Source organism: Streptomyces sp. NBC_00239 (assembly GCF_036194065.1).
In the GTDB taxonomy this organism is placed as follows: domain Bacteria; phylum Actinomycetota; class Actinomycetes; order Streptomycetales; family Streptomycetaceae; genus Streptomyces.
Window position 1 is genome coordinate 1,568,854 of sequence record NZ_CP108095.1, and the last position, 25,754, is coordinate 1,594,607.

The window sequence follows — 25,754 nt, forward strand, 5'->3', positions numbered from 1 at the left end:
TACCCTGAGTGACGACATTGTGCGAGCAGGGAGGCCACGAACGAGTGACGTGGCCCTGGAAGCACTGGGCAATCCGCCGCGCGAACGGCCTACGTTCGGCGGGCCATCGCCACGCTCGTTGTCGCCCTGATCCGTAGATCCGGACGGGGTCGGCGACGAGCCCGTCGCCCAGAATGCCGCCCGGGCGGCTCCGGGGTGTTCGCAGAACTTTCGCAACTGCTCATTCGTGAGACGGGCGGCCGAGCGGGCGGGGTTCGGGGCTGACGCGGCAGCCTTAAACCCCGCCCGCCGATCTGCCGGTCAATGGGCCCGCGTGGCGGCGCCGAGGAGGTAGTCGCCCTGTATGCGGGTAAGGGCGCCCCGCACGGTGAAGCCGTGGTGGGCTAGTTCCTGCAGGAAGTGTTCTGCGGTGAAGCGGTCGTCGGTGGGGTGGTCGAAGAGCAGCCGGTAGGAGGGCCGGGCCAGGGCGTGTGCGGTGACCTCCTCGAACACGAACACCCCGCCGGGCTTCAGGACCCGGGCGGTCTCGGCGAGGGCGGAGCGCCAGTCGGGGATGTGGTGGATGATCGCGAAGTCGAAGACCGCGTCGTAAGCCCCATCCCCGGCGTCGAAGGCGGTGCGCAGGTCGGTGGCGTCCCCCACTGCGAGGCGTACCCGGTGCTGCTGGGAGGCGAGGCGCCGCCGGGCCCTGGTGATCATGTAGGGGTCGAGGTCAACGGCATCGACGTGCGCGGCTCCGAAGCGGTCCAGGATCAGCTGGGTGCCGTAGCCGGGCCCGCAGCCAAGTTCGGCCGCCTTCGCGCCGGGCGGCAGTGGTCCGCCGGCCAGCTTGAGCAGGGTCGGCACCTCGTAAAGGCGCTGGAGCGCCCGTCTGGCCGGGTTGTTGATCGCGGCCTTCTCGATCCGGTTCATGAGCATGTCCGGTCCCCCTTGCCAACGCATCGCCGTCAGTAGCTATCATCGTTGCATGACGATGAATAGCATGGGGATGGCCCGGGCGGCCACCACAACGTCGTGCGGGGCGCCATCGGCGGCCGTGGCCCTGTTCCGCTCGCTGGGTGAGCCGGCCCGGCTGGCGATCCTGATGCGGCTCGCCGAGGGCGAGGCCCGCGTCGTGGACCTTGTGAAGGCGCTCGGGCTGGCGCAGTCCACGGTCTCGGCGCACCTGTCCTGCCTGCGCGAGTGCGGCCTGATCGACTCCCGGGCCGAGGGCCGCTCCTCGTTCTACTTCCTGGCCCGCCCGGAGCTGCTGGACCTGCTGGCCTCGGCCGAGCAGCTGCTGGCAGCCACCGGTGAGGCCGTCGACCTGTGCCCCACCTTCGGCACCCACCCCCACACCACGGAGAGCACCGCGCGATGAGCAGCGAGAACACCACCACGGCCGCCATGCCGGATGTGACCGGCAAGGCCGCGCACCGCGCGGTGCGGTACGCGAAGTTCACCATTGGCTACAACGTCATCGAAGGCATCATCGCCATCGCCGCCGGCACGGTCGCCGGGGCGGTCTCCCTGATCGGCTTCGGCGTCGACTCCGGCATCGAGGTCGCCGCCGCCGTCGTCGTCCTCGTCCGGCTGCTCGCCGAGATCAAGGGCGGCGAGCCGGACGAGGCCAAGGAACGCAAGGCGCTGAAGTTCATCGCCGTCACGTTCTTCGCGCTCGCCGCGTACGTCACCGTCGAGGGCATCCGCGACCTGATCGGCGGCGAGAAGCCCGACACCTCCCTCGTCGGCATCGTCCTGACCGGTGTGTCCATCGTGATCATGCCGTGGCTGGCCCGCGCCAAGCGCAAGGCCGGACTGGAGATGAACTCCCGCCTGGTCGTCGCCGACGCCGCCGAGACCAAGCTGTGCGCCTGGCTGTCGGTGTCCACCTTCGCCGGCCTGCTCGCCTTCGCCGTCTTCGGCTGGACCTGGCTCGACCCCGTCGCCGGATTCGTCATCGCCGCCTTCGCGATCATGGAGGGCAAGGAAGCCTGGGAGGGCGAACTCGTCTGCGACGACGGCTGCGAAGACGACAAGGACAAGGCCGCTCCCGCGGACGGGAAGTCGTGCTCGGATGACTGCCACTGACCCGGCCGCGGCTAGGGCGGCGGTCCGCCGCAGAGCCGCCGCCGCAGCCCTCGCCCTGACCGCAGCCGGCGCGGACCTGGGCGCCAAGGCATGGGCCAACACCGCCCTCCCGGGCGAGCCGGTCCACCTGGGCCTGCTGGAGCTGCGCCTGGCCTTCAACCACGGGGTCGCGTTCTCCATGGGAGAGGCGCTGCCCTCCTGGGTGGTGATCGCCCTCACCGGCCTGATCACCACCGCCGTCGCCGTGTTCGCCTGGCGTACCGCGCCGACGTCGAAGGCCGCGGCCGCGGCGCTCGCCGTCGTCCTGGGCGGGGCCGCCGCCAACCTGACCGACCGCGCCGGCGACGGAGTGGTCACCGACTACCTGCACACCGGCTGGTGGCCCACCTTCAACCTCGCCGACGTCTTCATCGTCTGCGGCGGACTGGCCATGGTCGCCCTGTCCTGGCGCCGCACCGACCACGAACCCGACAAGGCCCCTGCCTGACTGGACCAAGGAGGAGGTGAGCGTGATGGCCGTCCTCGCGCTCTCTCTGTACGGGGCGTTCCTGCTGATCGCCGGTCCGCTGCGGGCCGGCATCCAGTACCGGCGCACCGGGGATACCGGCGCCCGCCACGGCCGCCTGGGCACCGCCCAGTGGTGGGGCAGCATCGCCCCCGGCCTGGGGAGCCTCCTGGCCGGCATCCTCGCTCCGGCCGCCGAGATCACCGGCCTGGTGCATCCTCTGCCCGGCCTGGACGGCATGCCGGTGCGGATCACCGGGGTGGTGCTGGCGGTGCTGGGGATCGCGGCGACCTTCACCGCACAGCTGGCGATGGGCGCTTCCTGGCGCATCGGTGTCGCCCCGGGTGAGACCACCGCCCTGGTCACCACCGGCCCGTTCAAGCTGGTCCGCAACCCCATCTACACCGCCGCGATCCTCACGGTCAGCGGGCTGGCCCTCATGGTCCCCAACCCGCTGGCCCTCGCCGGACTCGCCGCAACCGTGATCGGCATCGAAATCACCGTCCGCCTGGTCGAAGAGCCCTACCTGCTGCGCGTCCACGGCGCGGCATATGCGGGGTACGCCGCGCGCACCGGCCGGTTCCTGCCCCGCCTCGGACGGCTCAGCGCACCCCGGCCGCCGGGCTGACGGCCAGGCGCACGGGCCCGCTCAACCCTCCGCGCCACCCTCGTCGTCATCAAGCCCAACGGCGTCCGGATCGCGCAGCGGTCGCAAGCCCCCGTCGGCCGGGACGGTTACGCGAAAGCTGTAGCGCCCCAGCACGTTGAGGTTCGCGTGCTTCAGCGGGGAGAGCCGGGCGACGTCCTGGTCCAGGACGTCGTGTACCCGCTCCTCGGCGGGCGGCGCCCGCACCTGCTCGACGGCGGCTTCCAGGTAGCGGGTCGTCCACAGCACGGCGGCGTTGAGGACCGGGCCGAGCCCGCCGAGCTGGTCCTCCTGCCCCGTCCGTTACGCCTGCATGATCTGCCCGCGCTTTCCGTGGCAGATGTCGCGGGCCAGCTTGTGGCGCGACTCCTGGACGGTGAGCTGCCGGTTGCGGGCCGCGTCCCCAAAGCGCGTACCCGCCCGGCCAGATGTTCCTCGACCGCCTCGTCCAGACACTTCGATCAGGCCTGCACGGGCATCGCGCTCGGCTGGGGTGACCAGCCAGGCGCCGGAACGACCTCCGATCCGTCCTTGCTCGTACACGCGAGCTTGCCTCCCGCTACGGCGCAGGCTTCCTCGGTCCTCCGCTCGGACGCACGGAGCATCGGGCTGCTGCTGCCGTCCGCGTTGCCCACGGGATGTGACGTCAGCCGCGTGTCAGGCCCGGCCTTGATCGAGACCTCGCTCACCGCTCCACCAGCGTGGGTGTGCACTTCGGCCCATACCGCGGCGCAGGAAGGGCTGTAGCGCAGGCGCACCACGTACGCGCCGGCCGTGACGGCGCTCTCGGTGCGGGCATCCTGCGTGCAGCGCGAGGAATGCGGGATGCGGCCCTGGCACGTTGCTCCGCGGCACGAAGCCATCTCGACACCGGCCGTGTCAGCGGCTGCGCTCATGACTTCCCCGGCAACGGCGGCGGCGCCGAGGATCGCACAGGACGCCGCCAGCACGACTGCCGTCTTGAACCAGTTGATACGCCGCACGGGCTCTGTCACCTGGGGTGGGGCGACGGTCTGGAGCTCCGGCTGGTTGCACGCGTGGTGCGCGCGCCCCCACAGAGAAACGAGACTCTCGGGTTCCGCTCCCGCCACCCGGCCGAGAGCCTCGACCGCCTGACGCGGAGGGAACTTGTCGCCGTTGAGGTACCGGTGCCACGCGGACTTGCTGTAGCTGGTTCGCGCGGCCAGTTCCACCAGGCTGAGTCCGGCCTGCTCCTTCAGCGTGCGCAGCCGTTCCACCAGGAGGCGCGTGTCGTCGTCGAGTACGTCGGGCAGTGGCCGCCAACGGGGCATCAACGTCCCCTCCTTGTCCCTGCTTCGCAGGACGGCCCCCGCAGCACTGCGGCCATTCCAGGTAAGCCGTCCCACTTCGTCCCAGATGCGCTGGGATAGGTACCCATGCCCCCATTCATGGACACATTCCGTATGTGATCCCGCACGCGTCGCGAGCGGAAGCCTCATCGGAAGGACCGGCGGCATGAGCGCCCAAGAAACCGAATCCGGCCATGGCCATGACGGTGACACACCCCACGAACACGAACACGTGCACGGCGGACACGGCCACCAGCATGGCGTGAACGCCGACGCCGACCGCCGCTACCTCACCACGGCTTTGATCCTCATCACGGGGTTCCTCGCCATCGAGGTGGCAGCCGGCATCATCGCCGGGTCGCTGGCCCTGATCTCCGACGCCGGGCACATGCTGACCGATGCCGCGGCGATCGCGCTGGCGCTGGTCGCCATGCGACTGGCCGCCCGCAAGGCCCAGGGCTCCTTCACGTACGGCCTCCAACGCGCCGAGGTCGTCTCCGCCCAGATCAACGGCCTCACCCTGCTGCTCCTCGCCGCCTACTTCACGTTCGAAGGCGTACGGCGCCTCATCAGCCCCGTACAAGTCGCGGGCGGCGTGGTGATCGTCACCGCACTCGTCGGCATCGCCGTCAACGTGGCGGCCGCCTGGCTCCTGGCCAAGGCCAACCGCACCTCGCTCAACGTCGAGGGCGCCTACCAGCACATCCTCAACGACCTGTACGCCTTCATCGGCACGGCCGTCTCGGGGGTGGTGGTCTGGTTGACCGGCTGGAACCGTGCGGACGCCGTCGCCACGCTCGTCGTGGCCGCGCTGATGGCCAGGGCCGGCTGGAACCTCGTCCGCGAAGCCGGGCGCATCTTCATGGAGGCCGCGCCCCACGGAATCCAACCGGACGAGATCGGTGCCCGCGCTGCCGCCCTCGATCACGTGGTCGAAGTGCACGATCTGCATCTGTGGGAGGTCTCGTCCGGCCGGCCCGCCCTCTCCGCGCACATCCTCGTCGCCCCCGACGCCGACTGCCATGCCGTCCGTGCCGCCGCGGAAGAGCTGGTCCAGGCCGGACACGGCATCCGGCACACCACCCTCCAGGTCGACCATGTCCCTGCCGATACGGCGCCAGGTTCCGCGGTTCACTGTGGTGAACCGCACGGCCCGGTCCACCGGAAGTAGGCCACATGCACCTCTGGGACCCCACCTCGATTCCCGGCGGGGCTGTGTGGGTCGGCCTTGCCCTTATCATCTCCGCGACCGTGGCCGGCATGTGGGTCGCACGCCGGGCAGCGGGCAAAGCCGGGATGCTCCTCATGATCGCTTCCGGACTGCTGCTGACCACCGCCGTAGCCGACGTCCTTCCCCACGCCTGGCACGAGGCTCCTGAAGTGGGTCTGCCCCGCTGGCTGGTGATCGCCGCGTCGATCCTCGGTTACACGGTCATGACAGTCTTCACGCGGAACGGCTGCGGATGCGACGCGGAGTTGGCGGGTCAGGTCGCGGGCGTCCACGCCCCGGGCCGCCATCGCAAGACCAAGGAGGCACTCGGCGCCGCGTCCGTGGGTGTCGGGGCGGCCACCGCCCTAACCGCACACCGCGTCGTGGAGGGCTCAGCCGTCGCCCTGGACGTCTCCCTTCCCGTCATTCTCGCCCTGGTCATCGGCTCAGCCAGCGACGGGCTCGCGCTAGCCACCCTGCTGCAGGAAACCCGGCAACGGCTCCTGCCCTGGGCCACGGTCGCCTGCGCAAGCCCGGCCGTCGGCGCTCTCGTCACCTGGCTCAGCCCACTGCCGGCCCCCGCGATTCCCGTGGCTCTCGCCCTGGTCTGCGGAGTGATCCTGCGCATCGCCTGGGTCGGACTGCGGCTCGCCGCCAAGAAGCGGGCATCGGGTCAACTGCCCCAGTGGCAAGTCGTCACAGCAGCCACTGCGGTCACTCTGAGTGCCGCGTTCATGATCGCCTACTAATCCCGAACCACTTCTCCGCAAGGCGAAACCATCCGTGTGAAAGAGACCTCCCATGAGCGAAGAGTGCTGCGACAGCGATTCGGCAGACGGTGTGCCCCGCATCTTCCGTCCCGACCTGAGGGTGGCCGACGATCCCCTGCTCACCCCGGACGACGTACACCACCAGCGGTTCTCGACGGTGAGGCTCCGCGAGGGCTACGCCCTCGGCGAGGTGGACGAGTTCCTGCACGCCGTGGAATCCTCCCTGGCGCGCCTGTTCAGAGAGAACGAAGCGCTGCGGCAACAGGTAGCCGTAGTCGGCGCGCTCGCCGCGCATCATCCCACGAGCAGCGGAGACCAGGCCCAGCGCGTCCTCACGTTGGCCGACCGAACCGCCGGCGACGTCATCACGCAAGCGGGCGCCGAAGCCACGCGCATAGTCCTGCAGGCGCAGACCCAGGCTCAGGAAGTCGAAGGCGAGGCCCGCGCTCGAGCCACCCAAATCGAGCAGGAGGCTCACAACCAGGCGGCCGCCGTGGAGAACGGACTCCACTCGAAGCGAAGCGAACTGCAGTCCCTGCAACAGGCATGCCGCGAGCTCGAACGGAAGGTGGCGAGCCTGCGCAGTCTGACCGCGGAATACCGAGAGCGCCTGCGCGCGAACCTCGACGGCCAGCTCGACGCCATCGAGCAGTCGGCGACCGAGGTCCTCGAAGCCGTTCCGCCGCAGGGACGCCAGCCCTGGCAGGCGCCGGACGCCGAGACCTACCGCCCGGAGATCACCTCCTACTCGGTGGAACGAAAGACCGGCTGATCCGGCCATGCCCCGCGAGCGGTCACCACCGCCTTCGGCAACACCCTCCTCCCCCAAGGTCGAACGAACAGACGACGAAGGAGCAGCATGACGACGCATCAGCCCTGCACGGGAGCCCACCCCGAGGTGGCCTCGATCGGCGCCGCGACTCACTGCCACGGCGAGGCACACGCCACGCAGGAGACCGCGCCCTGCGAGGGGAACGCGCACCACCACCACGAGGCCGCAGCCCACGAGGCCGACCACGCCGACGGCGCCGGAGACGGCACCTGTTCGCCGGGCTGCCCCCAGGCCGGCAGCGCCGAAGCGGATCCCGCCTGACCGCGGCACCACAACATCCGCTGCGCCGTACTGATCGCGGGGCATGCGACATTGCTTTCGCGTGCTCCTTGAGATGGGCCGCAGCCCGGATGCCGGGCGGCGATCCGTAGCCACCAGAGCGGACTGCAGCCCCGAGACCGTGGGGCACCCCGACCGGGGGCAGTTGCGGAGCCGTCGCCCGCACCGGCTATGCAATCGGCCATGGCGTCGCGGAGCAGAAGAGCGACGTCGTGGTCTTCCTCGCTGCGGTTCGACCGCGCGGTCACAGCCCGGGAGCCCTTCCGAAGACCAGCGGCGGAGCTGCCTCACCAGCTTCTCGAACCGGTCCATCGCAACGCGACGAGCATCTCCACCCGAGCGGGCTCGGCCGGCCCGCTCATACAGGAAAAACGCCCGATCCGAGCCTTCCGTAACAGCCTTTAGCCGAAGTTGCTCAACCTGCGCCGCTCCTAGGCAGGTGGCACTACCGTCCACATCTCACCCTGTCACCGCCCGTGCCCGTGCCCGCCCTGTCGCCCCAGATGAGCCGTCCCTTCCGGCCGCTACGCCGCACGACTGAGTTCCGCAAGGCGATGCCGCTGCTGACGACCGTCACCCCGGAGACTGCCCTTCATGCACGCTGGATTGCCTCCCACAAGGAGGACGCTGACCGTCGTAGCGCTGGTCGCTACCGTGCTCGCCCTGCTCCTCGGCGGGGCCGGCTCCGCCTTCGCGCACACCAGCCTCAGCGCCTCCGATCCCGCAGAGGGCACGGTGCTCAAGACGGCCCCGGAGCAAGTCACGCTCACCTTCACCGAGTCGGTCGGCCTCTCCGACGACTCACTGAGAGTGCTTTCACCGGACAACGAGCGCGTGAACCCGCGCCCCGCGCAGCATGCGGACGACAAGGGGAACACCGCCCGGGTAGCGCTCTCCGGCAAGCTGCCCCAGGGCACGTACACGGTGGCTTGGCGGGTCGTCTCCGCCGACAGCCACCCGATCTCAGGCGCGTTCATCTTCTCCGTCGGCAAGCCGTCTGGGACCACCGCCGTGGTGGCGACCGGCTCACCGGACGACACGGCCGCCAGCCGCATCTATGACTTCTTCCGCTACGTCGCCTACAGCGGCCTCGCCCTCCTCGTCGGAGCTGCCGCGTTCGTCCTCGTGTGCTGGCCCACCGCGGGCGGGGTCCGCCCGGTGCGCCGACTGCTGGTTGCCGGGTGGGGAGCGCTGGTGGTGTCCACCATCGCCCTGTTCCTGCTGCGCGGCCCGTACGAGACGGCCGGCCCGCTGACGTCTGCGTTCGACCTGTCTCAGCTGGGCCGAACCCTCACCGGGAGGCCCGGGGGCGCACTGATCGCACGCCTCGTGCTGCTCGCGGTGGCCGCGATGTTGCTGAAACGGTTGTCCGTACGACTGCGCGGTCTGGGTGACGAATCGCATCCGCGGGACCTCGGCCCCCGTGTCCGCCTCGCCGGATCACTGCTCGCCTTGGGCCTCGCGCTGACCTGGGCCGCTGCCGAGCACGCCTCAGCCGGCATCCAGGTGCCTCTGGCCGTTCCCGTCGCTGTGCTGCACCTGCTGGCCATGGGGGTCTGGCTGGGCGGCCTGATCCCTCTGGTGATCATCCTTCGGCACCGAGCGCCCGACAACGGCGAAATCCCAGCGTCCGCGATCGCCCGCTTCTCGACTCTGGCCTTCAGCGCCGTCGCCGTTCTGGTCGGCACCGGGGTGTACCAGTCCTGGCGGCAGGTCGGCTCCTGGCAAGCGCTGTCCACCACGTCGTACGGCAGGACCCTCAGCATCAAGATCGCCGCCGTGGTCCTGGTGCTGTGCGTGGCGTCCTTCTCGCGCCGGTGGACCGCCTGCCTCATCCACGAGGCGCCGCCGGCCATGGAGGCACTGACGGTGCCCGAACCCAAACACGTGAGAGTCGCCCAGACGGTCGGCGCGCCGACTTCCCCGGCGGCAACAGACCACCCCAGCACACCCGATGCACCCGGCGGGGGCGAGCCGGGCCACGACGTCGAGCCTCCCGGCTTCGAGGCTGACAGGTACCGGCGCAGACTGCGCCGCACGGTGGCTGCCGAAGCAGCACTCAGTGTCCTGGTCTTGGCGATCACCACCCTGCTCACCGGCACCCAGCCCAGCCGCGCTGCTGCCGCAGAGATGGCCGCGGCAGCCAATGCACAGGAGCCGCAGGCGAAGGTGGTCACGATCCCGTTCGACATGGGGACGGCCAACCATCGGGGCACGGTGCAGATCACGCTGGCGCCGGGGCGCGTCGGCGAGAACACGGTCGAGGCCGTGGTGTTCTCCGGGGACGGCGGCATCGCTGCAGTGCCCGAACTCCGCCTCACCCTCACCCAGGAAGAGCTGGGAATCGGCCCGCTCGACGCCAGGCTCAAGAACCAGAAGGGGTACTGGGCCGCCTACGACCTGCGACTACCCATCGCTGGTGAGTGGACCATGAACCTCACGGTGCGCACCACAGAGATCGATCAAGTCACCGTGCACGAGACCATTCGCATCACGTCGTCACCGCGGTTGCGGTGACTGCCTATACCGTCCCAGGGGGAACGTTGACCGCCGTCGCCAGTGAGAGCTCCAGCCCCGCCCCGGGCGTCTCGCCATGCCTCAGCCCGGTGTTCGCCGGCCGCCCGGTTGCAGGCGCCCAGTGCGAGGCCTTCACGGGGCCCGGGGCGAACGGCTCGGTGAGCTGAGATGCGCCGGAACGCGACCGGGCCCGCTGAGCAGCAGCCGCACAACATACGTATTTACGTAGACATCACGCATGTACCTGCCACGAGAGGGCGCCCGATGGATCAACCGTCGCACCCGGTCTCCATCCGTAACGCCGGTATGCGGCGCAGCCGCGTACTCATCGGGCCGGTCCTGGCCGTTGCCGGCGCGTTGCTGATCGCCGGTTGCGGCGGGGGCACCGAGCCCGACGCTGCAGCATCCGTCGAGCGATCGGCAGCCAGTGCTAGCCCGAGCATCACGACCGCCCCGCCCAGGACCGTGCAGCAATTGGCCTCGGCCGTCGGCTGCACGGCTGAAATCACCTTGAAGGCCGCCGACTACCGCCAGGCCACCTGCAAGACCGCCCAGGCGGACTATGTGTTCGTGGACTTCGACACCGCCGAGGGGCAGCGCGCCTGGCTGGACTACGCGCAGTTGTACGGCGGGGTCTATCTGGTCGGCGATCGCTGGGCGCTCTCGGCGAAATCCAAGGAGTACATGGAGTCCCTGCGGGCCACGCTCGGCGGCACCGTCGAGGAGAGGGGCGCCTTCGGCGCCTCTCCGGCCCCGAGCAGCCCATAGGCAGTCGGCCCAGCACTGTGACGGCCGGGCGGACAGATACGAGCAGTGACTGCGGGACCGGAGCCGGGTGTGAATGTTTGCGGTCGCCGGACCGCTGCCGCCGGTCGGCGGGTCCGCTGCGCGCTGGATGCAGCTCGGGCCGTGAACGCGCCAGGATTCTATCCGGCGGCCGGAATCCGCTGTCCAGCAGCCCCGTTGTCGATCACAGGAAGCAGCTTGAGGCTGCGCGGCCCCTCAGGGGCCCTCGGCCGACCTGCGCCTCACACAGGCCCACTCAGCAACTGACTCCAGGTGGCACTCCATCAGAACGAGCATCAAATGAGCGTCCGCGCCATTTGATCACCTGCGCCAGGAGAAGCCGTGCTCTTCCGGGCCGCGCGGACTCCAGCCGTTCAAGTACAGCTTCAGCTCCTCTGGATCGGGCTCGCGGGGCGCCGACATCCCGGGCAGCTCCCGCAGGGGGTCCAGGGATCTTGCGTAGGCCCGGGCCCACTCCAGCCACTGCCGGGTGGAGTCTGCTTCCGGGGCTGCCGAATCGATCGGGAACAAGTCGAGGCATCCGCCGCATGGGAGCTCCGTCGAAGCTGACGCCCAGTGCCACGCAGCGACGGTCATGGGTCCTACATGGGGTGACAATTGCGCACGGTTGCCTCTCCGGCTTCCACTCGGGGCCGCGGACAAACAGGCGCTACTGCGCCTCTAAGTGGAGCAAGATCCGGGCCAGTTACGGGCCAGCACCGCCCGATCGACGACGGATCCTCTATTTTGCCTGGTCAGGACCGGTGTGGCGCGTGTACCACCAGCACTCGAAGAGCGTTTTTTGTAGCTACTCCCCCAAGAAATTGGGTTTCTTCTAGGAGCCCAAAACGGGTGCATGGAGCGGCGGGCGGCGGCATCCGGCACTCGCTGGGGGTGATCAGGCGGGCGGTGTCGTATGCGACGCCCGCCAGGATCAGCGCGGCGGCGAGGACAGCTATCAGTGCGGTCATGGCGCCCACCTGCTTGACTCGGCCAGCCGCGCCTCAGGTGCGGCCGGGCCCGGTCGGGTGGTCGTGCTTGCCCAGCTGATCCTTCTCCGCCGAGTCGTGGCCTGCGTGGCCGTCGGAGTCGCGCATGCCGCGCATCATGAAGAACATCATCAGCGGGCAGGCGGCGACGAGCGCGAGCCAGGCCAGCGTCCCGAGCGGGACGCCGAACGCCAGGGCGCCCACGAACGCGATCGCGGCGGCTAGGGCGTACAGCCCGTAATTGCGGTTGGTGTTCACGGTGACCTCCCTCAAGAGCGACGGCTCCACCCGGGTGTGGGCGAGCCGGTTACGGGGCGTTCGGCGGGCTGGTTCGGAGGGCGGCCCGGAGGCGCCGGTACTCGTCTTCGTCGACCTCCCCGCGGGCCAGGCGCTGGCCGAGGATCTGCTCGGGTGTCGGCGCGGTGGGGGCGGGGGCATGGGTGTGCTCGTGGGGGCGGTTCAGGGCCTTGAAGAGGAGTACCGCCGCCGTGATGATCAGCGCCCAGAACAGGATCATGCTGGCCGTCATCGCGAACCAGCCCCACCCGCTGACATCGTGGTCGTACCAGAACATCATCACCACTCACCTGCCTGACCGGCCCGGGCACGGGGCCCGGACCACGGGGCTTGTCTGCCTACTGGCATCATGCGGCCGCCCAGGGAGTGAGGACTGGGGCTGAATGGTCCCTTGCTGGTGCCGGGTGGTCCCTGCGCACCGCCGCATGGGGTGGGCGCATGCTGGAAGGGACGATGCCGAGCAGGGAGGCGAGGGCCCATGGGCGCCGTCGATGTCACCGTCGTCGTGGCCGCCGTTGTGTTGATCGGCGGTCTGGGCTGGTACTTCTTCGGCCCGCGCCGCGCCGGGGCCGCCCGGCTGGAGGGCGGGCTGCAGCGGGTGGACGTGACCGTCCGGGGCGGCTATAGCCCGAATCTGATCAAGGTCCGCCAGGGTACGCCGCTGGAGATTGTCTTCGACCGGCAGGAATCCGGGGAGTGCACCTCCCGGGTTGTCTTCCCGGATCTGAAGGTCAGCGCCGGGCTGCCCGCCCACACGCGTACTACCGTGCGCCTGATACCGGACCGGCCCGGGACGTTCGGCTTCGCCTGCGGCATGAACATGATCCAAGGCACGCTGCTCGTCGAGCCGGACGGGCAGCCCGAATCCGCGTCGCTGCCTTCGACCGGCCACAGCACCGCCACCGCGCGCGACAGCGGCCCGCCGACCGCAGTGGAGCGGTCGGCGGCCGAGGCGGAGGCGGCGGATGTCGCCGAGCGCCGGGCGGAGATCAAGGATCTGACCCGCCGAGTCGCCGTCGGGGCGGTGCTGACCGCGCCGGTGCTGTTCGCAGTGATGGCGCACGAGCTGTTCGGGGCCGACTGGGTGCCGGGGTGGATGCTGAACCACTGGGTGCAGCTGACACTGATCACCCCGGTGATGTTCTACACCGGCTGGCCGATCCACGTGACCGGCTGGCTGACCCTGCGCCACCGTGCCGCCGACATGAATTCCCTGATCACCCTCGGTACGAGTGCCGCCTACGGCTACAGCCTCCTGGTCACCGCCGCGCCCGCCCTCCTGCCTGAGCACGTGCGCGAGGTCTACTTCGAAGCGGTCGGCGTGATCCTGACGCTGATCCTGCTCGGTCGGCTCCTGGAGGCCCGCGCGAAGGCCGGCACCGGTGAGGCCATCCGCGCCCTGCTGGGCCTGCAGGCTCGCACCGCCCGCGTCGTACGGGACGGCGAAGAGACCGAGATCCCGGTCGAGGACGTAGCGGTCGGTGACGTGGTCGTCATCCGGCCGGGCGAGAAGATCCCCGTCGACGCCGAGGTCCTGTCCGGCTCCTCCGCCGTGGACGAGTCTATGGTGACCGGCGAGCCCATTCCGGTGACCAAACGGTCCGGAGACACCGTCATCGGCGCCACAGTCAACGGCACCGGATCCTTGCGCGTACGGGCGGCCAAGGTCGGTGCGGACACGATGCTCGCCCAAATCATCCGCCTCGTCCAGGCCGCGCAGGCATCCAAGGCTCCCATCCAGCGCCTTGCCGATGCGGTCTCGGCCTATTTCGTGCCCGCCGTCATCGCCATCGCGATCGCCACGTTCGCCATCTGGTACACCGTCGGCCCGGCCCCGGCCCTTACCCTGGCCCTGGTCTCCGCGGTTGCCGTACTGATCATCGCCTGCCCCTGCGCTCTCGGGCTCGCCACCCCGCTGTCCGTAATGGTGGGCACCGGCAAGGGCGCCCAGGCAGGCATCCTCATCCGCTCCGCCGAAGCCCTGGAGACCGCCCACAAGCTCGACACGGTCGTACTCGACAAGACCGGCACCGTCACCGAAGGCCGACCGGTCCTCACCGACATCCACACCGCAAACGGCTTCAACGAGAACGAGCTGCTGCGACTGGTGGCCGCTGCTGAGGAAGTGAGCGAACACCCCCTGGCCCAGGCCGTCGTCACCGGAGCCCGCGAGCGCGGGCTGACCTGGCCGGCCGCGACCGGCTTCGACTCCGTCACCGGCAAAGGCGTTCGGGCCGAAGTCGACGGTCGCACCGTCCTCATCGGAACTGGGCTGCTCTTGGCGGACGCCGGCATCGACACCACCACACTCGCCCCGCACCTCACTCGGTTCTCCGCCGAAGGCAAGACACCGGTCCTCGCCGGGATCGACGGCCGCCCCGCCGGGGTCCTCGCTATCGCCGACACCGTGAAGGACGACTCCGCAGGCGCCATCGCCGCCCTGCAACACCTCGGCATCGAGGTAGTCATGCTCACCGGCGACAACGCCCGCACGGCCGCCGCGATCGCCTCCCAGGTCGGCATCACCCGCGTGCTCGCCGAGGTGCTGCCCGAGCACAAGTCCGACGAGATCCGCCGCCTGCAGGACGAAGGTCGCACCGTCGGCATGGTCGGCGACGGCATCAACGACGCCCCAGCGCTGGCCGCCGCCGACGTCGGCCTCGCGATCGGAACGGGCACCGACGTCGCCATCGAAGCCGCCGACATCACCCTCATCTCCGGCTCGCTCACCGGAGTCGTCACCGCGATCCGCCTGTCCCGCGCCACCATGCGCAACATCCGGCAGAACCTGTTCTTCGCCCTGATCTACAACGCCGTCGGCATCCCCCTCGCCGCCGGCCTTCTCTACCCCCTGTGGGGCATCCGGCTCAGCCCGATCATCGCCGCCGCGGCCATGGCACTGTCCTCCCTGTCCGTCGTCACCAACTCCTCCCGCCTGCGCCGCTGGCACACCACCCCGCTCCCGCACACCCCTCCGGCCCGCACCCAGCCCCGCGTCGAAACCCCGGCCGACCACCAGGTAGCCGAGGGCCCTTCGGAATCCGCGCCCCGTCAGGCACCCGGCGGCAGGCAGCACCGGCATCCGGACTCGGGCCGGTCGGCCCACGAGGTCGTGGACCCCGTGTGCGGCATGCACCTGGATCCGGCCCACGCTGCGGAACACAGGACGACCAGCACGGGCACCTACTACTTCTGCTCCGCCCACTGCGCTGCCGCGTTCGACGCCGACCAGGCCCCACCGGATGTTTCAACGGCCAGCGGCGCCTCGACCCCGAAGCCCGGAGGATGACCACCCTCGGCTACATGATGAAGGCGTTGTGCCCCAGCCGCCCGTGCCAACGGCGACCGGCGAGGAACCGGCTCGCCCTGGGTCGCACCTGCGGCGTTGGCCTCGACGTTCGTCACGTCCGTCGCCGGAGCTTGCACGTACGCGCTCCTGTCGCTCACGGGCATGGGCGCCATAGCTCCGTACTGGCTGCTGGGTCTGGCCTGTGGCCTCGGCGGGCTGGTCGGCGGCTACGTGGGAGCGCACCTGCAGCCACGGCTTCCCGAGACCGCGCTACGACTGCTGCTGGGCGGTCTCGCCGCGGGGGTGGGCGGCCTTTACGCAGTGCAGGCTCTCGCCTGAGCCGGGGCTCGGGCGAGGGCCCGCGTACGGCAGATCGTGTCAGTGGTAGGCGTGGACTACGGCGTGGCCCTTGCCGCGGCCGATCATCCACTTGTTGACCGGGGTGGTGATCAGGAAGGCGATCACGAAGCCGCCGAGGAGCGCGTACCAGAAGAGGCCTTCGCTCAGGTGGGCGTCCATCGCGTCCGGGATGAGGGCGATGATGCCGTTGTCGACGGCCTCCATGACTGCGATGGAGACGGTGTCGGCAGCCAGGGCGACCTTGATCGCCGCCTTCCAGCCGAGGCCGGCCTTGCGGACGGCGTAGAGGGTGAAGGAGTAGCCGAAGAAGAAGGCGAGCGCGATCGCCAGGACCATGGTCGGGGCGTTGCCCCAGGCGAGGGCGGTACCGATGACCATGCCGAGGATCTCGCCGATGGCGCAGCCGGTCAGGCAGTGGAGGGTCGCCTTCGCGGCCATCGACCAAGTCGTCCCTCCGTCGGCGTGGACGTGCTCGGCGTGGTGCGCATGTCCGGCGTCGGGCACGTGGCCCGCGTGGCTTGCGTGCTCGTGTGCGGACGCTTCCGTGTGGTGAGCGGAGTGGTCCATTTCTCTCGCCTCTTCCTCGCCTCGTCCGGTTTGGGCCCCGTGGCCCCACACCTGAGACCATATACCCCCTGGGGGTATATGGCGAGAGGCCTTCTCCAGTCAATCGGGATGGCTCGGTAGCCGGCCCGCTCCACGGCTGCGATCAGCTCGCCCGTGTGCGCGGCACCCGGGTCGTCGAGCTGGACCACCGTGCGGGCGCCCCGCAGGGACGTGCGGGCGGAGCGCACGCCGGGAAGCTCCTCGAGCTCTTCGTCGATGAGGAGTACGCAGCTGGAGCAGTGCATGCCCTCGATACGGAGGAGGACCGTGCCGGGGCCGGCAGCCTCATGGCCGGCCTGGGTGCTTTTGCGGCGGCGCAGCCAGCTCATGCCCGGCCTCCCTGGAAGTCGATGGCGCCGCCCTGCATGCCCATGGCGCAGGAGAAGAGGAGCTTGCCGGGCTTGCGGGCTCCGAGGTCGATGCGGGTGTCGCCGTTCTTCTTGACGATCTCCTCGATGCCGAGTTCGGGGATGGTGAAGGCGCGGGCGCAGCCTCCGGCGTCGGCGCCTCGGAGGACGAGAGTGGTGGGCACGTGCGCCTTTGCGGTGAAGGCGGTGGGGACGTAGAAGTCGGTGACGGTCAGGACGATGGTCTGCTTGCCGGAGGCGTCGAGAGTGACAGGGGCCTGCGGCTCGCCTGTTTCGGGAGCGGCCTGGGATGAGGCGGGCACTGCGGCCGGGGCGCTGCCGGTGGTGGATGTGGGGGTGGCGGTGGCGAGCCAGCCACCTGCCTGCAGTCCCGAGGGGATGGTCCAGACGGCGATGGCCGCCACGACGATTCCGGTGACGCCGGCCAGGTAGCCGGAGATGTCCCGGCTGGCGCGGCGGAAGACGTATCCGATGAGCGTGAACAGTGGGGCGGTGCCGATGACGAAGCCAGCCATGACGGCCGCGCCCGCCACCGCTGAGCCGGTCGTGACCGCAATCAGTTCGACGGACAGCGTTACTCCGCACGGGATGAGCACGGTGGCGAAGCCGAGCGCCGCAGGCGCGAGGACGACTTGGTACGGCCTCGTACGAGCCGCCCGAAGGATGCCGGCGGACGGGGCACCAGACGCGACACCGCCTTGATGCCCAGGAGATCCAGGGCGAAGCACACCATCAGCACCCCTGCCGCGATCAGCAGGACCGCCCGGGTACGGGGGCTTGGCTGGAGCGCTGATCCGAAGATTCCCAGCAGGAGGCCGAGGGCGGTGTGGGAGAGCAGCTTGCCGACGAGGAAGGCGCCCACCGGGGCGAGTGGTTCGGCGGTTTGCCGGGGTGAGGCGGGGCTGGTCGGGGTGCGGCAGGATACGGCGCCAGCGAGCAGGCCGCCTTGAACGGCGGCGCAGGAGGCGCCGCCGGCCAGCAAACCCGTGCCGGCGCCGCTGAGCAGCAGGCTGAGAGTGGAGGACATGCGTGAACAACTCCATGGGAGGAGAGGCACGCGCGCATGACGGCGTGCCGGACTGAACGGGCGTCAGTGCTCCAGCGGGCTGGGCCCGGTGGAGCGTGGCACGATCAGGTCCGGCTCACGCACAGGTGGTCGAGGTCAGGTCCCCCGCGAGCAGCAGGGAGGGGAGGCGCACGTACCGCGCCGGATACGCCCGACGGCAAGGAGTCGCACGGGGCCGGCTCAAGGCCTCCCGTCAGCGAGACGCCCGACGCCGGCGGGCGGTCCTGGAGGGACGGCGCCTCGGGCAGGTGCCTCCGGACCCTGAGCTGCGGCCATGCCAGCCATCGCAGGCATGGCGGGCATGGATTCGCCCTCGGTCATTACGGGGTGGGACAGACCCGTCGTGCACCAGATGAGCGCGAGCAGCATGAGCAGCGCGGCCCAGGACCGGGCCGTAGGGTGCACGCTCTGCCCGGCCATGGAACGGGATGCTATCCGCCGCTCTCAGCCGGGGTTGCGCAGGCCCGCCAGGGTGAGCTGGACGAGTCGGTGGACGGCCGCTTCGGAGGGCAGGCTGCCAGCTGCGGAGAGGGCGTGCAGGCAGTAGGTGGCGAGCTCCCCCGGGTCGGTGTCGGCGCGCAGGTCCCTGCCGGCCGCCGCCTCGGCGATCAGGTCGCGGATCAGGCCGTGAAGATGCTCGTGGGCGTGGGCGACGTGCGGGCCGTGGTGGAGGTAGGCCGCGATGTCGGCGTCGTGACCGGCGCGGGAGGAGGTCATGAACGCGTATGCCGTCAGTACGGCCTTCAGCCGCGCAGCCGGGTCCGCCGCTTCGTCCCGCACCGCAGTGAGCTCGTGGAGGTGGTGACCGACCTGGCGTTCGTGCCAGGCACCGAGGATCGCCTCGACGTCGGAGAAGTACTTGTAGAGCGTCGCCCTCCCGATGCCTGCCCGCTCGGCGATCCGGGACATCGTCACCGCCCTCAGTCCGTGTTCGGCGACGAGGGCAGCAGTGGCGTCGAGGATCGCTTCGCGCACCTCGCGACGGTGTGTCTCGATCGTCTCGCTCCACAGCTTCGGCATCCGCCCAGTATACGAAGCGACGCCCTCGATACACTCCGCTCACTACAGAGACACGATGTCTCCTAAAATAGGAATGCGGCCGTCCATGTCTGGGGCGGTGGAGCCGAGGAGGAAACGTCATGGGCGGGACAGCCGACAGCAGGGGAAGCGGCCCGGGCATGCCGCGCTGGGTGAAGATCTGCGGCATCGTCGGCATCGCCGTGGCGCTGCTGATCGTGGTGATGCTGCTGATCGGTGGCGAGCACAGCCCCAGCCGACACATGCAGGGGGCCGGGACGGGCGCCGTGGCCACCGCCTTCGTCGACGCCGGTAGCGCAATGGCGGAGGTCAAGCGTTGATGGCCGCCTCGGCGCTGGTACGGAAGACAGCCCTGGTCGCGCATGTCGGCGCGAGCGTCGGCTGGCTGGGCGCGGTCTTCTGCTTCCTCGCCCTGGCCGTGGTGGGAGTCAGCAGTTCCGACGCCAACGTCGCGCGCGGGGTGTACCAGGTCATGGAGCCGGTGGCCTGGTTCACGCTGGTACCGCTGGCTTTTGCCTCGCTGGTCACAGGGTTGGTGCAGTCGTGGATAACGCCATGGGGGCTGTTGCGGCACTATTGGGTGCTGTTCAAGCTCGCCATCACGGTGGTCTGCACCGGGGTGCTGCTCATGTACATGCGGACCTTCGAGGCGATGGCGCAGGTGGCGGCGTCCGACGCCCCGGCTGAGGCGGTGCGCAATCCGTCGCCGCTGCTCCACTCGGTTCTTGCGCTGCTGGCCCTGGCGGCTGCGATGGTGCTGTCGGTGTTCAAGCCCAAGGGCGTGACGCGCCGCGGACAGCAGCGGCCCGTCAGGACTGGAAGCGTCACCGCCGCGCCCTGAACGATCCGCACATGCCCTCAGCTCAGGTCCTCGTGGCTTCCTACAGCCCTTGCACACAGGCGCAGTTGGATCACACGCTCTTCCACGAAGGGGCGCCCAGGACCCGGTGGACGCTGACTATGATCACGGGGTGATTACAGCTCGGTCGCGTTCCGGCGGCCAGTCGACCACCTCGCAGGTGGGCCGACTGGTCACTGCCGGGCTGGCCTTGCTGCTGCTCAGCCTGATCGGCGTGTGCTGCTCTTTGCCGGAGCACGGCAGCGAAACGGCGGCCGTACAGGTCGCCTCCGCCACCTTGGCGAACGCGGAAGGCCAGATAGAGGCATCTGCCGAGGGCTGCCCCGAGGGCGAAAGCCACTCGGCGGTCGAGGGTGCGCGCCGCTCGAGTGCACCGTCAGGCACGGCAGACAAGCCCGATCTCGCCGCGGCGCTGTACGAACGGCAGACTTCTCCGAGCGTCTGGCGTGCGCGGCCCACCGAGCAGTTGAGGCAACCCGCTGCCGCTTCCTCTGACCACGTCAGATCACAGGTCGTCCTTCAGGTGTAGACGTCGGAGCTTTCCGACGACACCCACGCGCGCCCTGCGGAATTCACAGATTTACCCACTACACGGCGTTATGTTCAATGCGCCTCGGCTTCTGGCCTCGAATTCCTGCCACCTGTGCGCGCACCCGCCCATGTCGCTTCCCACCCTCGCGGCCGAGGAAGTGACTGCCGCTCGGAGGACCTGTGCTCCGCCCGCCCCCGCCGCGCTCGACCCGCCGGGTGGCCGGCAGTTCTGCTCTCCTGCGCGCTGAGCGTGCTGCTCCTTGCCGCCGTGCACTGTTCGTCGTACCTGTCCAACGACGGCCACCGACACCTCTCCTTGTCCGCACCGGCGGCGCCGGACGGGCACACGGAGCCCTCCGGTGAACAGGAGCACCCGGACCGCCCGCAGCACGACCACGGCGCTGCGTGCGCCTCGCCCTGCCTGACCACGTGGGCCTCTGCGAACGAGGTCCAGCGTCCGGCCGATGGGCCGGCAGCCCTTGCTTCGTCGGAGCTCAGGGTGCTGCCTGTGGAGCAGGTGGCCTCGGCCGCCTTCGGCTCCAGTAGATCATCCATAGCGCGCACCGGCCGTTCCATGCTCGCCGACGTTTGCCGGTGGCGGATTTAGGCCGCTCGTCCCGCAGCCGCACGCGGCTGCCGCATGCCGCTCTCCGGGCCGGGCCCTGTCCTGCTGATGCCCGGCCGGTCACGGCATGCCACACGAACGAGTAGCCGACGCCATCACCGAACGAACGAAGGCACAGCCATGCATTCTTCGACCACCGACACGTCGTCCACCGGCCGCTTGGCCCTGTCGGAACTGGTGGGCAACACCCCGCTCCTGCGCATCTCCGAACCGCTCGCACCGGCGGGCCGGGGCTTCTGGGCGAAGCTGGAAGGCTTTAACCCCGGCGGCATCAAGGACCGCCCCGGCCTGCACATGGTCGAACGGGCCCGTGCCCGCGGCGACCTGAAGCCGGGCGCGCGGATCATCGAGTCCACCAGTGGAACCCTGGGCCTCGGTCTCGCCCTGGCCGGCATGGTCTACGGGCACCCGGTCTCCCTGGTCACCGACCCGGGCCTGGAGCCGTCCATGACCCGGCTGCTGACGGCGTACGGCGCCCAGGTCGACATGGTCTCCGAGCCGTACCCCGCGGGCGGCTGGCAGCAGGCCCGCCGCGACCGGGTGCAGCAACTCATGGCGCAGCACACGGACTCCTGGTGCCCTGACCAGTACAACAACCCGGACAACACCGCCGCCTACACCCCGCTCGCCCTCGAACTGGCCACCGAGCTGCGCCACATCGACGTACTGGTGTGCAGCGTCGGCACCGGCGGCCACTCCGCGGGGATCTCGCGCGTACTGCGGCAGCTCTACCCCGAACTGACGCTGGTGGGGGTGGACACCATCGGCTCAACGATCTTCGGGCAGCAGGCCCGGCCGAGGTTGATGCGCGGGCTGGGGTCGAGCATCTACCCCCGCAACGTCGCCTACGACCACTTCAGCGAGGTGCACTGGGTCTCCCCAGCCGAAGCCGTGTGGACCTGCCGTCAGCTGGCCGGCTCCCACTACGCCACCGGCGGATGGAGCGTCGGAGCAGTCGCACTGGTCGCGGGCTGGCTGGCCCGCTCGCTCCCGAAGGGGGCGCGCATCGCGGCGGTCTTCCCCGACGGCCCCCAGCGGTACCTCGGCACCGTCTACGACGACGGCTACTGCGCCGCCCACGGCCTGCTCGACTCCCCGCCGGCGCCGGAACCGGACCTTATCGGCCGACTGGACGAGAAGGAGGTCACCCGCTGGACCCGGTGTAACGCCGTCGTCGACCCGCTCACCCTCGGCGGGGGCCGTGAGAACGAGGCCGACGTGAAGCAGGCGTCGCACCCGCGGGAGCAGGCCCGGTGAAGAACACGATCGCTCAAGTCCGCTCGTACGACGGCAGCGTTCAGCTGTTGATGGTCAACCAGTTCACCATCAACCTCGGCTTCTACATGCTGATGCCCTACCTGGCCACCTACCTGGCCGGGCCGCTCGGCCTGGCCGGATGGCTGGTCGGACTGATCCTCGGCGTACGCAACTTCAGCCAGCAGGGCATGTTCCTCATCGGCGGCACACTGGCCGACCGCCTCGGCTACAAGCCCATGATCATCGCCGGGCTCGTGCTCCGCACCGCCGGCTTCGCGACCCTCGGGCTGGTGGAGTCCGTCGCAGCCCTCCTGGCCGCATCCGCTGCGACCGGCCTGGCCGGCGCACTCTTCAACCCGGCGTCGCGCGCCTACCTGGCCGCCGACGCGGGCGAGCGCCGCGTGGAGGCGTTCGCCCTGTTCAACGTCTTCTACCAGGCGGGCATCCTGCTCGGCCCGCTGGTCGGCATGATCCTGACCGGCGTCGATTTCAGCGTCACCTGCCTGGTGGCCGCCGGGATCTTCGCGATCCTGAGCATCATCCAGATCAGGGCCCTGCCGACCCGGCGCCCCGATCACACGGACGCCTCCGACGGGGTCCACGAAGGTGTCCTGCGGCAGTGGCACGGGATCTTCGCCAACCGTCCGTTCCTGCTGTTCTCGCTCGCCATGGTCGGCTCGTACGTCATGTCCTTCCAGGTCTACCTGTCCCTGCCGCTGGAGGTCAGGCGCCTGGGAGGTGAAGGACAGTTCGGGACGGCCGCGGTGGCGGTCCTCTTCGCGGTCTCCGGGCTGAGCACGATCGCCCTCCAGACCAAGGTCACCGCCTGGTGCAAGGCCCGCATGGAACCGGGCCGGGCGCTCACCTGGGGACTGCTGGTGATGGGGACGGCGTTCGTCCCGCTGCTCCTTGCCTCGGCCGTGCCGGTACCGGACGGCGGGGCGGGCCTGTGGGTCCTGGCCGGGCTGCCACCGGCGCTCTCCGCCCTGCTGCTGGCACTCGGCACGATGATCGCCTACCCGTTCGAGATGGACACCATCGTCCGCCTCGCGGGTAACCGACTCGTGGCCACGCACTACGGCCTGTACAACACCATCTGCGGAATCGGCATCACGGTGGGCAACCTGCTCACCGGCGTTGCACTGGACGCCGCACGCAATGCCGGAGTGCCGGCACTCCCGTGGGCGGCGTTGGGGCTGCTCGGCCTGGCCTGCGCGGCGGCGCTCTACGCGCTGCACCGTACGGGTCGACTGTCACCTGCCCCAGCCGAAGGGGGATGTCAGGCTGTGGCCGCCTGACCGGCTCCGGGACGTACGGACAGGGTGTCGACGGCCACAGCCGCCCCCCGCCGCGTCTCGCATGCTGACGTAGGCCACGTCGCACAGGCGTACAGGTTGCGGTGCGGTCGGCGGAGCATCGCCGGCCGCACCGTCCGCACCCAGTCAGTTCTTGTCGAGCAGCTGGCCGGTTCGCTCGGCGCCCTCCGTCCCCACGACAGGCTCCACCGCCACCCCGGCCGCACCTGGCTTGCCCCGCATCAGCGTCAGGGTGGCCAGGGCGCCGGCGGCTGCGATGCCCGCGGCGGCGAGGAAGGCGGCACTGAACCCGTCGGTCAGGGCGGGCAGGTCACCCAGTGCTCCTGCACCCTGCGAGGTGGCGAGTGCGGTCAGGGCGGCGAGGCCGAGGGCGGACCCGACCTGGTAGGTGGTGTTGACGATGCCGGAGGCGAGGCCGGCCTGTTCCTGCGGGGCGCCGGCCATGGCCGACATGAGGGTCGGGATGTAGGCCAGAGCCATGCCGAACGCGGCCACGAGGGAGGCGGGCAGGACGTCGATGAGAAAGGTGCCGGTCGGACGGGCCGCCGACAGCCAGACGAGACCGGCGGCCAGGACCAGCAGGCCGCCCGTGATCAGCGGCTTGGGGCCGAAGCGGCCGAGCAGGCGCGCGGTGACCGTGGTCATGAGGAGCATCAGCAGGCCCGTCATGGGCAGCAGCGCCGCTCCGGAGGCGAAGGCGCCGTAGCCGAGCACCTGCTGGAGATAGAGGTTGAGGAAGTACCACATCGGGATCCAGGCCGCCCCGAGCAGCGCCATCGCGAGGTTGGAGACGCCGAGGCCGGGGGTGCGCCAGATGCCGAGCGGCATGAGCGGCGACTTCACCGAACGCTGGATCAGGACGAACACCGCCAGCAGGGCCAGGCCGGCGATCAACTCGACCAGCGTCCAAGGGGCGCCCCAGCCCGTCTCCGGCGCGCGGACCACGGCGAAGACGGTGAGCGCGAGGCCCGCGGTGACGGCCGCTGCTCCCAGGACGTCCACTCCACCGCCGCGGCGGGCTGCAACGGCCGGCAGCACGCCGGTGGCGAGCAGGGTGGCGATGCCGATGGGGACGTAGATGACGAACACCCAGGGCCAGCTGGCCCACTCGGTGAACACCCCGCCCAGGAACACGCCTGCCGTGCCGCCGGCCGGGGCCGCCGCGCCGTACAGGGCCAGGGCCTTGCCCAGTTCCTTGGGGTTGTTACCGAAGAGCATCATCAGCAGGGTCATCGAGGCCGGTGCGATGAGAGCGCCGCCGACACCCTGTACCGCGCGTCCGGCGACCTCGACCCACGCCGTGGTCGCGGCCGCCGCCACGACGGAACCGGCGATCAGCACTCCCCAGCCGGTCACGAAGACCCGCCGGGCCCCCAGAAGATCGGAGAGACGACCGCCCAGAAGGAGGAGTCCGCCGAAGGCAATGACGTACGCGTTGAACACCCACTGCAGGTCACCCTGGGAGAACCCCAGGTCGCGCTGCATCTCAGGCAGCGCCACGCCGATGATCGACGTGTCCATGATCACCATGAACTGTGCGGCGGCGAGCACCCCGAGGGCCCACCAGCGACGCGGATTGAGGGTTGACATGACCGCTCCCCAAAGACAGACGTGGATACCCCATGGGGGTATGACTTCGACTGCCCGAACGTTATACCCCCTAGGGGTATTCCTCAACGGGAGGTAGCCGCCCTCGCCTCGCCACCCGCGGACGAGGCCGCTTACGATGCGGACATGGACGTCCAGGTGAAGCGAGCGATGAAGCCCTTCGGGCTGCGCTCGTACCTGCTCCTCGTCCTCGCCGTACTCGCGGGGCTGGTGGCCATGCATGGCCTGGGGCCGGGCGCGTCCGTCCCGGCGGAAGCCCACGCGGCGGCCAGTGCCCACCACGCGTCGGCCGCAGGCCACGACGAGGCGATCGCCTCCGATGCCCCGTGCCACGACGGCTGCGTTCACGCCGGTGATCCGGTCGACGGTGGACGCGGCGGGCATGCCGAACACGCCGATGCAACGTGCGCGGCCACCGGCACGGCCGGCGCACCGGCCCTGCCCGCGCCCGCCGTCCTGCTCGGCAGTACCGACTCCGAGGCGGTCCTCGCGCGCGGGATCGTCCCCGACGCCACCGCCTGCGGGCGGGCGCCACCGTCACTGAGCGAACTGCAACTCCTGCGCATATAGGGCGGCCCCGGCATGCCCGGCCTCACGCGGCCGGTGACCTCGCCTCTCAG

Annotated in this window: 26 protein-coding genes and 4 pseudogenes; 18 read left to right on the forward strand and 12 right to left on the reverse strand. The window is 70.0% G+C overall.

Translation table 11 applies throughout. The features are described from left to right. Positions 1–300: 300 nt before the first annotated feature. Positions 301–918, reverse strand: coding sequence for a class I SAM-dependent methyltransferase (locus tag OG764_RS06760; protein WP_328967480.1), 618 nt, complete (start codon positions 916–918; stop codon positions 301–303). 49 nt (positions 919–967) lie between these two features. Between OG764_RS06760 and OG764_RS06765 the strand changes: the two genes are divergently transcribed. Genes OG764_RS06765 through OG764_RS06780 form a run of 4 tightly spaced genes read left to right on the forward strand, consistent with a single transcriptional unit; the run spans position 968 to position 3,203 of the window. After that, positions 968–1,360, forward strand: a complete 393-nt coding sequence (locus tag OG764_RS06765) for an ArsR/SmtB family transcription factor (protein ID WP_328967481.1) — start codon at positions 968–970, stop codon at positions 1,358–1,360. Then, a complete protein-coding gene (locus OG764_RS06770; protein WP_328967482.1) occupies positions 1,357–2,070 on the forward strand; it encodes a cation diffusion facilitator family transporter in 714 nt (237 codons plus the stop codon). The genes OG764_RS06765 and OG764_RS06770 overlap by 4 nt, the downstream gene beginning before the upstream one ends. Next, positions 2,057–2,557 (forward strand): signal peptidase II, encoded by a 501-nt coding sequence (locus OG764_RS06775; RefSeq protein ID WP_328967483.1) that lies wholly within the window; start codon positions 2,057–2,059, stop codon positions 2,555–2,557. The genes OG764_RS06770 and OG764_RS06775 overlap by 14 nt, the downstream gene beginning before the upstream one ends. 25 nt (positions 2,558–2,582) lie before the next feature. After that, the gene (locus OG764_RS06780) at positions 2,583–3,203 is read left to right on the forward strand and encodes a methyltransferase family protein (RefSeq protein WP_328972901.1); all 621 of its coding nucleotides are present in this window, start codon (positions 2,583–2,585) and stop codon (positions 3,201–3,203) included. A gap of 21 nt (positions 3,204–3,224) precedes the next feature. Here the strand turns inward: OG764_RS06780 and OG764_RS06785 are convergent. Both OG764_RS06785 and OG764_RS06790 read right to left on the reverse strand, forming a co-directional pair. Further along, positions 3,225–3,611, reverse strand: a pseudogene (locus OG764_RS06785) (Tn3 family transposase); the annotation flags it as partial. A 71-nt stretch (positions 3,612–3,682) separates the two neighbouring features. Then, complete coding sequence (locus tag OG764_RS06790; protein ID WP_328967484.1) at positions 3,683–4,513, reverse strand: helix-turn-helix domain-containing protein; 831 nt, start codon at positions 4,511–4,513, stop codon at positions 3,683–3,685. Positions 4,514–4,697: 184 nt separating this feature from the next. On the opposite strand from OG764_RS06790, the gene OG764_RS06795 reads away from it, so the two are divergent. From OG764_RS06795 to OG764_RS06820, 6 genes are all read left to right on the forward strand, one after another. Beyond that, on the forward strand, positions 4,698–5,702 hold the full coding sequence (locus tag OG764_RS06795) for a cation diffusion facilitator family transporter (protein WP_328967485.1): 1,005 nt from the start codon (positions 4,698–4,700) through the stop codon (positions 5,700–5,702). An 89-nt stretch (positions 5,703–5,791) separates the two neighbouring features. Beyond that, positions 5,792–6,490, forward strand: coding sequence for a hypothetical protein (locus tag OG764_RS06800; RefSeq protein ID WP_328967486.1), 699 nt, complete (start codon positions 5,792–5,794; stop codon positions 6,488–6,490). A gap of 52 nt (positions 6,491–6,542) precedes the next feature. Beyond that, a complete protein-coding gene (locus OG764_RS06805) occupies positions 6,543–7,283 on the forward strand; it encodes a DivIVA domain-containing protein (protein ID WP_328967487.1) in 741 nt (246 codons plus the stop codon). A gap of 87 nt (positions 7,284–7,370) precedes the next feature. Further along, positions 7,371–7,604, forward strand: a complete 234-nt coding sequence (locus OG764_RS06810; protein WP_328967488.1) for a hypothetical protein — start codon at positions 7,371–7,373, stop codon at positions 7,602–7,604. Positions 7,605–8,216: 612 nt separating this feature from the next. Further along, positions 8,217–10,139, forward strand: coding sequence for a copper resistance CopC/CopD family protein (locus tag OG764_RS06815; RefSeq protein WP_328967489.1), 1,923 nt, complete (start codon positions 8,217–8,219; stop codon positions 10,137–10,139). Positions 10,140–10,613: 474 nt separating this feature from the next. Beyond that, positions 10,614–10,907, forward strand: coding sequence for a hypothetical protein (locus OG764_RS06820; protein ID WP_328967490.1), 294 nt, complete (start codon positions 10,614–10,616; stop codon positions 10,905–10,907). A gap of 339 nt (positions 10,908–11,246) precedes the next feature. Here the strand turns inward: OG764_RS06820 and OG764_RS06825 are convergent, their stop codons facing one another. The 3 genes from OG764_RS06825 to OG764_RS06835 all read right to left on the reverse strand — a co-directional run bounded on the left by OG764_RS06825 (position 11,247) and on the right by OG764_RS06835 (position 12,491). Next, complete coding sequence (locus OG764_RS06825; RefSeq protein WP_328967491.1) at positions 11,247–11,456, reverse strand: hypothetical protein; 210 nt, start codon at positions 11,454–11,456, stop codon at positions 11,247–11,249. Between the two features lie 473 nt (positions 11,457–11,929). Next, positions 11,930–12,172 (reverse strand): DUF2933 domain-containing protein, encoded by a 243-nt coding sequence (locus OG764_RS06830; RefSeq protein ID WP_328967492.1) that lies wholly within the window; start codon positions 12,170–12,172, stop codon positions 11,930–11,932. 49 nt (positions 12,173–12,221) lie between these two features. Then, positions 12,222–12,491: an SHOCT domain-containing protein gene (locus tag OG764_RS06835; protein WP_328967493.1), complete on the reverse strand. Its 270-nt coding sequence runs from the start codon at positions 12,489–12,491 to the stop codon at positions 12,222–12,224. 198 nt (positions 12,492–12,689) lie between these two features. On the opposite strand from OG764_RS06835, the gene OG764_RS06840 reads away from it, so the two are divergent. Further along, on the forward strand, positions 12,690–15,500 hold the full coding sequence (locus OG764_RS06840; RefSeq protein WP_328967494.1) for a heavy metal translocating P-type ATPase: 2,811 nt from the start codon (positions 12,690–12,692) through the stop codon (positions 15,498–15,500). Positions 15,501–15,578: 78 nt separating this feature from the next. After that, a pseudogene (locus OG764_RS06845) lies at positions 15,579–15,839 on the forward strand (TSUP family transporter); the annotation flags it as partial. Between the two features lie 39 nt (positions 15,840–15,878). On the opposite strand, the gene OG764_RS06850 reads toward OG764_RS06845, so the two are convergent. The 5 genes and pseudogenes from OG764_RS06850 to OG764_RS06870 all read right to left on the reverse strand — a co-directional run bounded on the left by OG764_RS06850 (position 15,879) and on the right by OG764_RS06870 (position 18,920). After that, positions 15,879–16,427 (reverse strand): DUF4396 domain-containing protein, encoded by a 549-nt coding sequence (locus tag OG764_RS06850; RefSeq protein ID WP_443055861.1) that lies wholly within the window; start codon positions 16,425–16,427, stop codon positions 15,879–15,881. 128 nt (positions 16,428–16,555) lie between these two features. Next, positions 16,556–16,795, reverse strand: a pseudogene (locus OG764_RS41695) (cation transporter); the annotation flags it as partial. Then, complete coding sequence (locus OG764_RS06860; protein ID WP_328972902.1) at positions 16,792–17,238, reverse strand: cupredoxin domain-containing protein; 447 nt, start codon at positions 17,236–17,238, stop codon at positions 16,792–16,794. The pseudogene OG764_RS41695 and the gene OG764_RS06860, both read right to left, overlap by 4 nt. Before the next feature lie 39 nt (positions 17,239–17,277). Then, a pseudogene (locus OG764_RS06865) lies at positions 17,278–17,861 on the reverse strand (sulfite exporter TauE/SafE family protein); the annotation flags it as partial. A gap of 483 nt (positions 17,862–18,344) precedes the next feature. After that, entirely contained in the window at positions 18,345–18,920 is a 576-nt protein-coding gene (locus OG764_RS06870) for a TetR/AcrR family transcriptional regulator (RefSeq protein ID WP_328967497.1), read from the reverse strand. A gap of 119 nt (positions 18,921–19,039) precedes the next feature. On the opposite strand from OG764_RS06870, the gene OG764_RS06875 reads away from it, so the two are divergent. The 5 genes from OG764_RS06875 (at position 19,040) to OG764_RS06895 (ending at position 23,508) form a co-directional block, all read left to right on the forward strand. After that, complete coding sequence (locus OG764_RS06875) at positions 19,040–19,258, forward strand: hypothetical protein (protein WP_328967498.1); 219 nt, start codon at positions 19,040–19,042, stop codon at positions 19,256–19,258. After that, entirely contained in the window at positions 19,258–19,779 is a 522-nt protein-coding gene (locus tag OG764_RS06880; RefSeq protein WP_328967499.1) for a hypothetical protein, read from the forward strand. Before OG764_RS06875 ends, OG764_RS06880 begins: the two co-directional genes overlap by 1 nt. Before the next feature lie 106 nt (positions 19,780–19,885). Then, positions 19,886–20,326 (forward strand): hypothetical protein, encoded by a 441-nt coding sequence (locus OG764_RS06885; protein WP_328967500.1) that lies wholly within the window; start codon positions 19,886–19,888, stop codon positions 20,324–20,326. Positions 20,327–21,073: 747 nt separating this feature from the next. Further along, a complete protein-coding gene (locus OG764_RS06890; RefSeq protein WP_328967501.1) occupies positions 21,074–22,210 on the forward strand; it encodes a PLP-dependent cysteine synthase family protein in 1,137 nt (378 codons plus the stop codon). Beyond that, positions 22,207–23,508: an MFS transporter gene (locus OG764_RS06895; protein WP_328967502.1), complete on the forward strand. Its 1,302-nt coding sequence runs from the start codon at positions 22,207–22,209 to the stop codon at positions 23,506–23,508. The genes OG764_RS06890 and OG764_RS06895 overlap by 4 nt, the downstream gene beginning before the upstream one ends. Positions 23,509–23,652: 144 nt before the next feature. On the opposite strand, the gene OG764_RS06900 is transcribed toward OG764_RS06895, so the two are convergent. Further along, positions 23,653–25,116: an MFS transporter gene (locus OG764_RS06900; RefSeq protein ID WP_328967503.1), complete on the reverse strand. Its 1,464-nt coding sequence runs from the start codon at positions 25,114–25,116 to the stop codon at positions 23,653–23,655. Positions 25,117–25,260: 144 nt separating this feature from the next. On the opposite strand from OG764_RS06900, the gene OG764_RS06905 reads away from it, so the two are divergent. Then, on the forward strand, positions 25,261–25,704 hold the full coding sequence (locus OG764_RS06905) for a DUF6153 family protein (RefSeq protein WP_328967504.1): 444 nt from the start codon (positions 25,261–25,263) through the stop codon (positions 25,702–25,704). Positions 25,705–25,754: the final 50 nt, after the last annotated feature.

What these genes read in the sequence shown, in the direction of transcription:
- OG764_RS06760 (WP_328967480.1), bottom strand. Translation starts at nt 918, where the DNA reads ATGCTCATGAACCGGATCGAGAAGGCCGCGATCAACAACCCGGCCAGA.
- OG764_RS06765 (WP_328967481.1), top strand. Translation starts at nt 968, where the DNA reads ATGACGATGAATAGCATGGGGATGGCCCGGGCGGCCACCACAACGTCG.
- OG764_RS06770 (WP_328967482.1), top strand. Translation starts at nt 1,357, where the DNA reads ATGAGCAGCGAGAACACCACCACGGCCGCCATGCCGGATGTGACCGGC.
- OG764_RS06775 (WP_328967483.1), top strand. Translation starts at nt 2,057, where the DNA reads ATGACTGCCACTGACCCGGCCGCGGCTAGGGCGGCGGTCCGCCGCAGA.
- OG764_RS06780 (WP_328972901.1), top strand. Translation starts at nt 2,583, where the DNA reads ATGGCCGTCCTCGCGCTCTCTCTGTACGGGGCGTTCCTGCTGATCGCC.
- OG764_RS06790 (WP_328967484.1), bottom strand. Translation starts at nt 4,513, where the DNA reads ATGCCCCGTTGGCGGCCACTGCCCGACGTACTCGACGACGACACGCGC.
- OG764_RS06795 (WP_328967485.1), top strand. Translation starts at nt 4,698, where the DNA reads ATGAGCGCCCAAGAAACCGAATCCGGCCATGGCCATGACGGTGACACA.
- OG764_RS06800 (WP_328967486.1), top strand. Translation starts at nt 5,792, where the DNA reads ATGTGGGTCGCACGCCGGGCAGCGGGCAAAGCCGGGATGCTCCTCATG.
- OG764_RS06805 (WP_328967487.1), top strand. Translation starts at nt 6,543, where the DNA reads ATGAGCGAAGAGTGCTGCGACAGCGATTCGGCAGACGGTGTGCCCCGC.
- OG764_RS06810 (WP_328967488.1), top strand. Translation starts at nt 7,371, where the DNA reads ATGACGACGCATCAGCCCTGCACGGGAGCCCACCCCGAGGTGGCCTCG.
- OG764_RS06815 (WP_328967489.1), top strand. Translation starts at nt 8,217, where the DNA reads ATGCACGCTGGATTGCCTCCCACAAGGAGGACGCTGACCGTCGTAGCG.
- OG764_RS06835 (WP_328967493.1), bottom strand. Translation starts at nt 12,491, where the DNA reads ATGATGTTCTGGTACGACCACGATGTCAGCGGGTGGGGCTGGTTCGCG.
- OG764_RS06840 (WP_328967494.1), top strand. Translation starts at nt 12,690, where the DNA reads ATGGGCGCCGTCGATGTCACCGTCGTCGTGGCCGCCGTTGTGTTGATC.
- OG764_RS06850 (WP_443055861.1), bottom strand. Translation starts at nt 16,427, where the DNA reads ATGGACCACTCCGCTCACCACACGGAAGCGTCCGCACACGAGCACGCA.
- OG764_RS06870 (WP_328967497.1), bottom strand. Translation starts at nt 18,920, where the DNA reads ATGCCGAAGCTGTGGAGCGAGACGATCGAGACACACCGTCGCGAGGTG.
- OG764_RS06875 (WP_328967498.1), top strand. Translation starts at nt 19,040, where the DNA reads ATGGGCGGGACAGCCGACAGCAGGGGAAGCGGCCCGGGCATGCCGCGC.
- OG764_RS06880 (WP_328967499.1), top strand. Translation starts at nt 19,258, where the DNA reads ATGGCCGCCTCGGCGCTGGTACGGAAGACAGCCCTGGTCGCGCATGTC.
- OG764_RS06890 (WP_328967501.1), top strand. Translation starts at nt 21,074, where the DNA reads ATGCATTCTTCGACCACCGACACGTCGTCCACCGGCCGCTTGGCCCTG.
- OG764_RS06900 (WP_328967503.1), bottom strand. Translation starts at nt 25,116, where the DNA reads ATGTCAACCCTCAATCCGCGTCGCTGGTGGGCCCTCGGGGTGCTCGCC.
- OG764_RS06905 (WP_328967504.1), top strand. Translation starts at nt 25,261, where the DNA reads ATGGACGTCCAGGTGAAGCGAGCGATGAAGCCCTTCGGGCTGCGCTCG.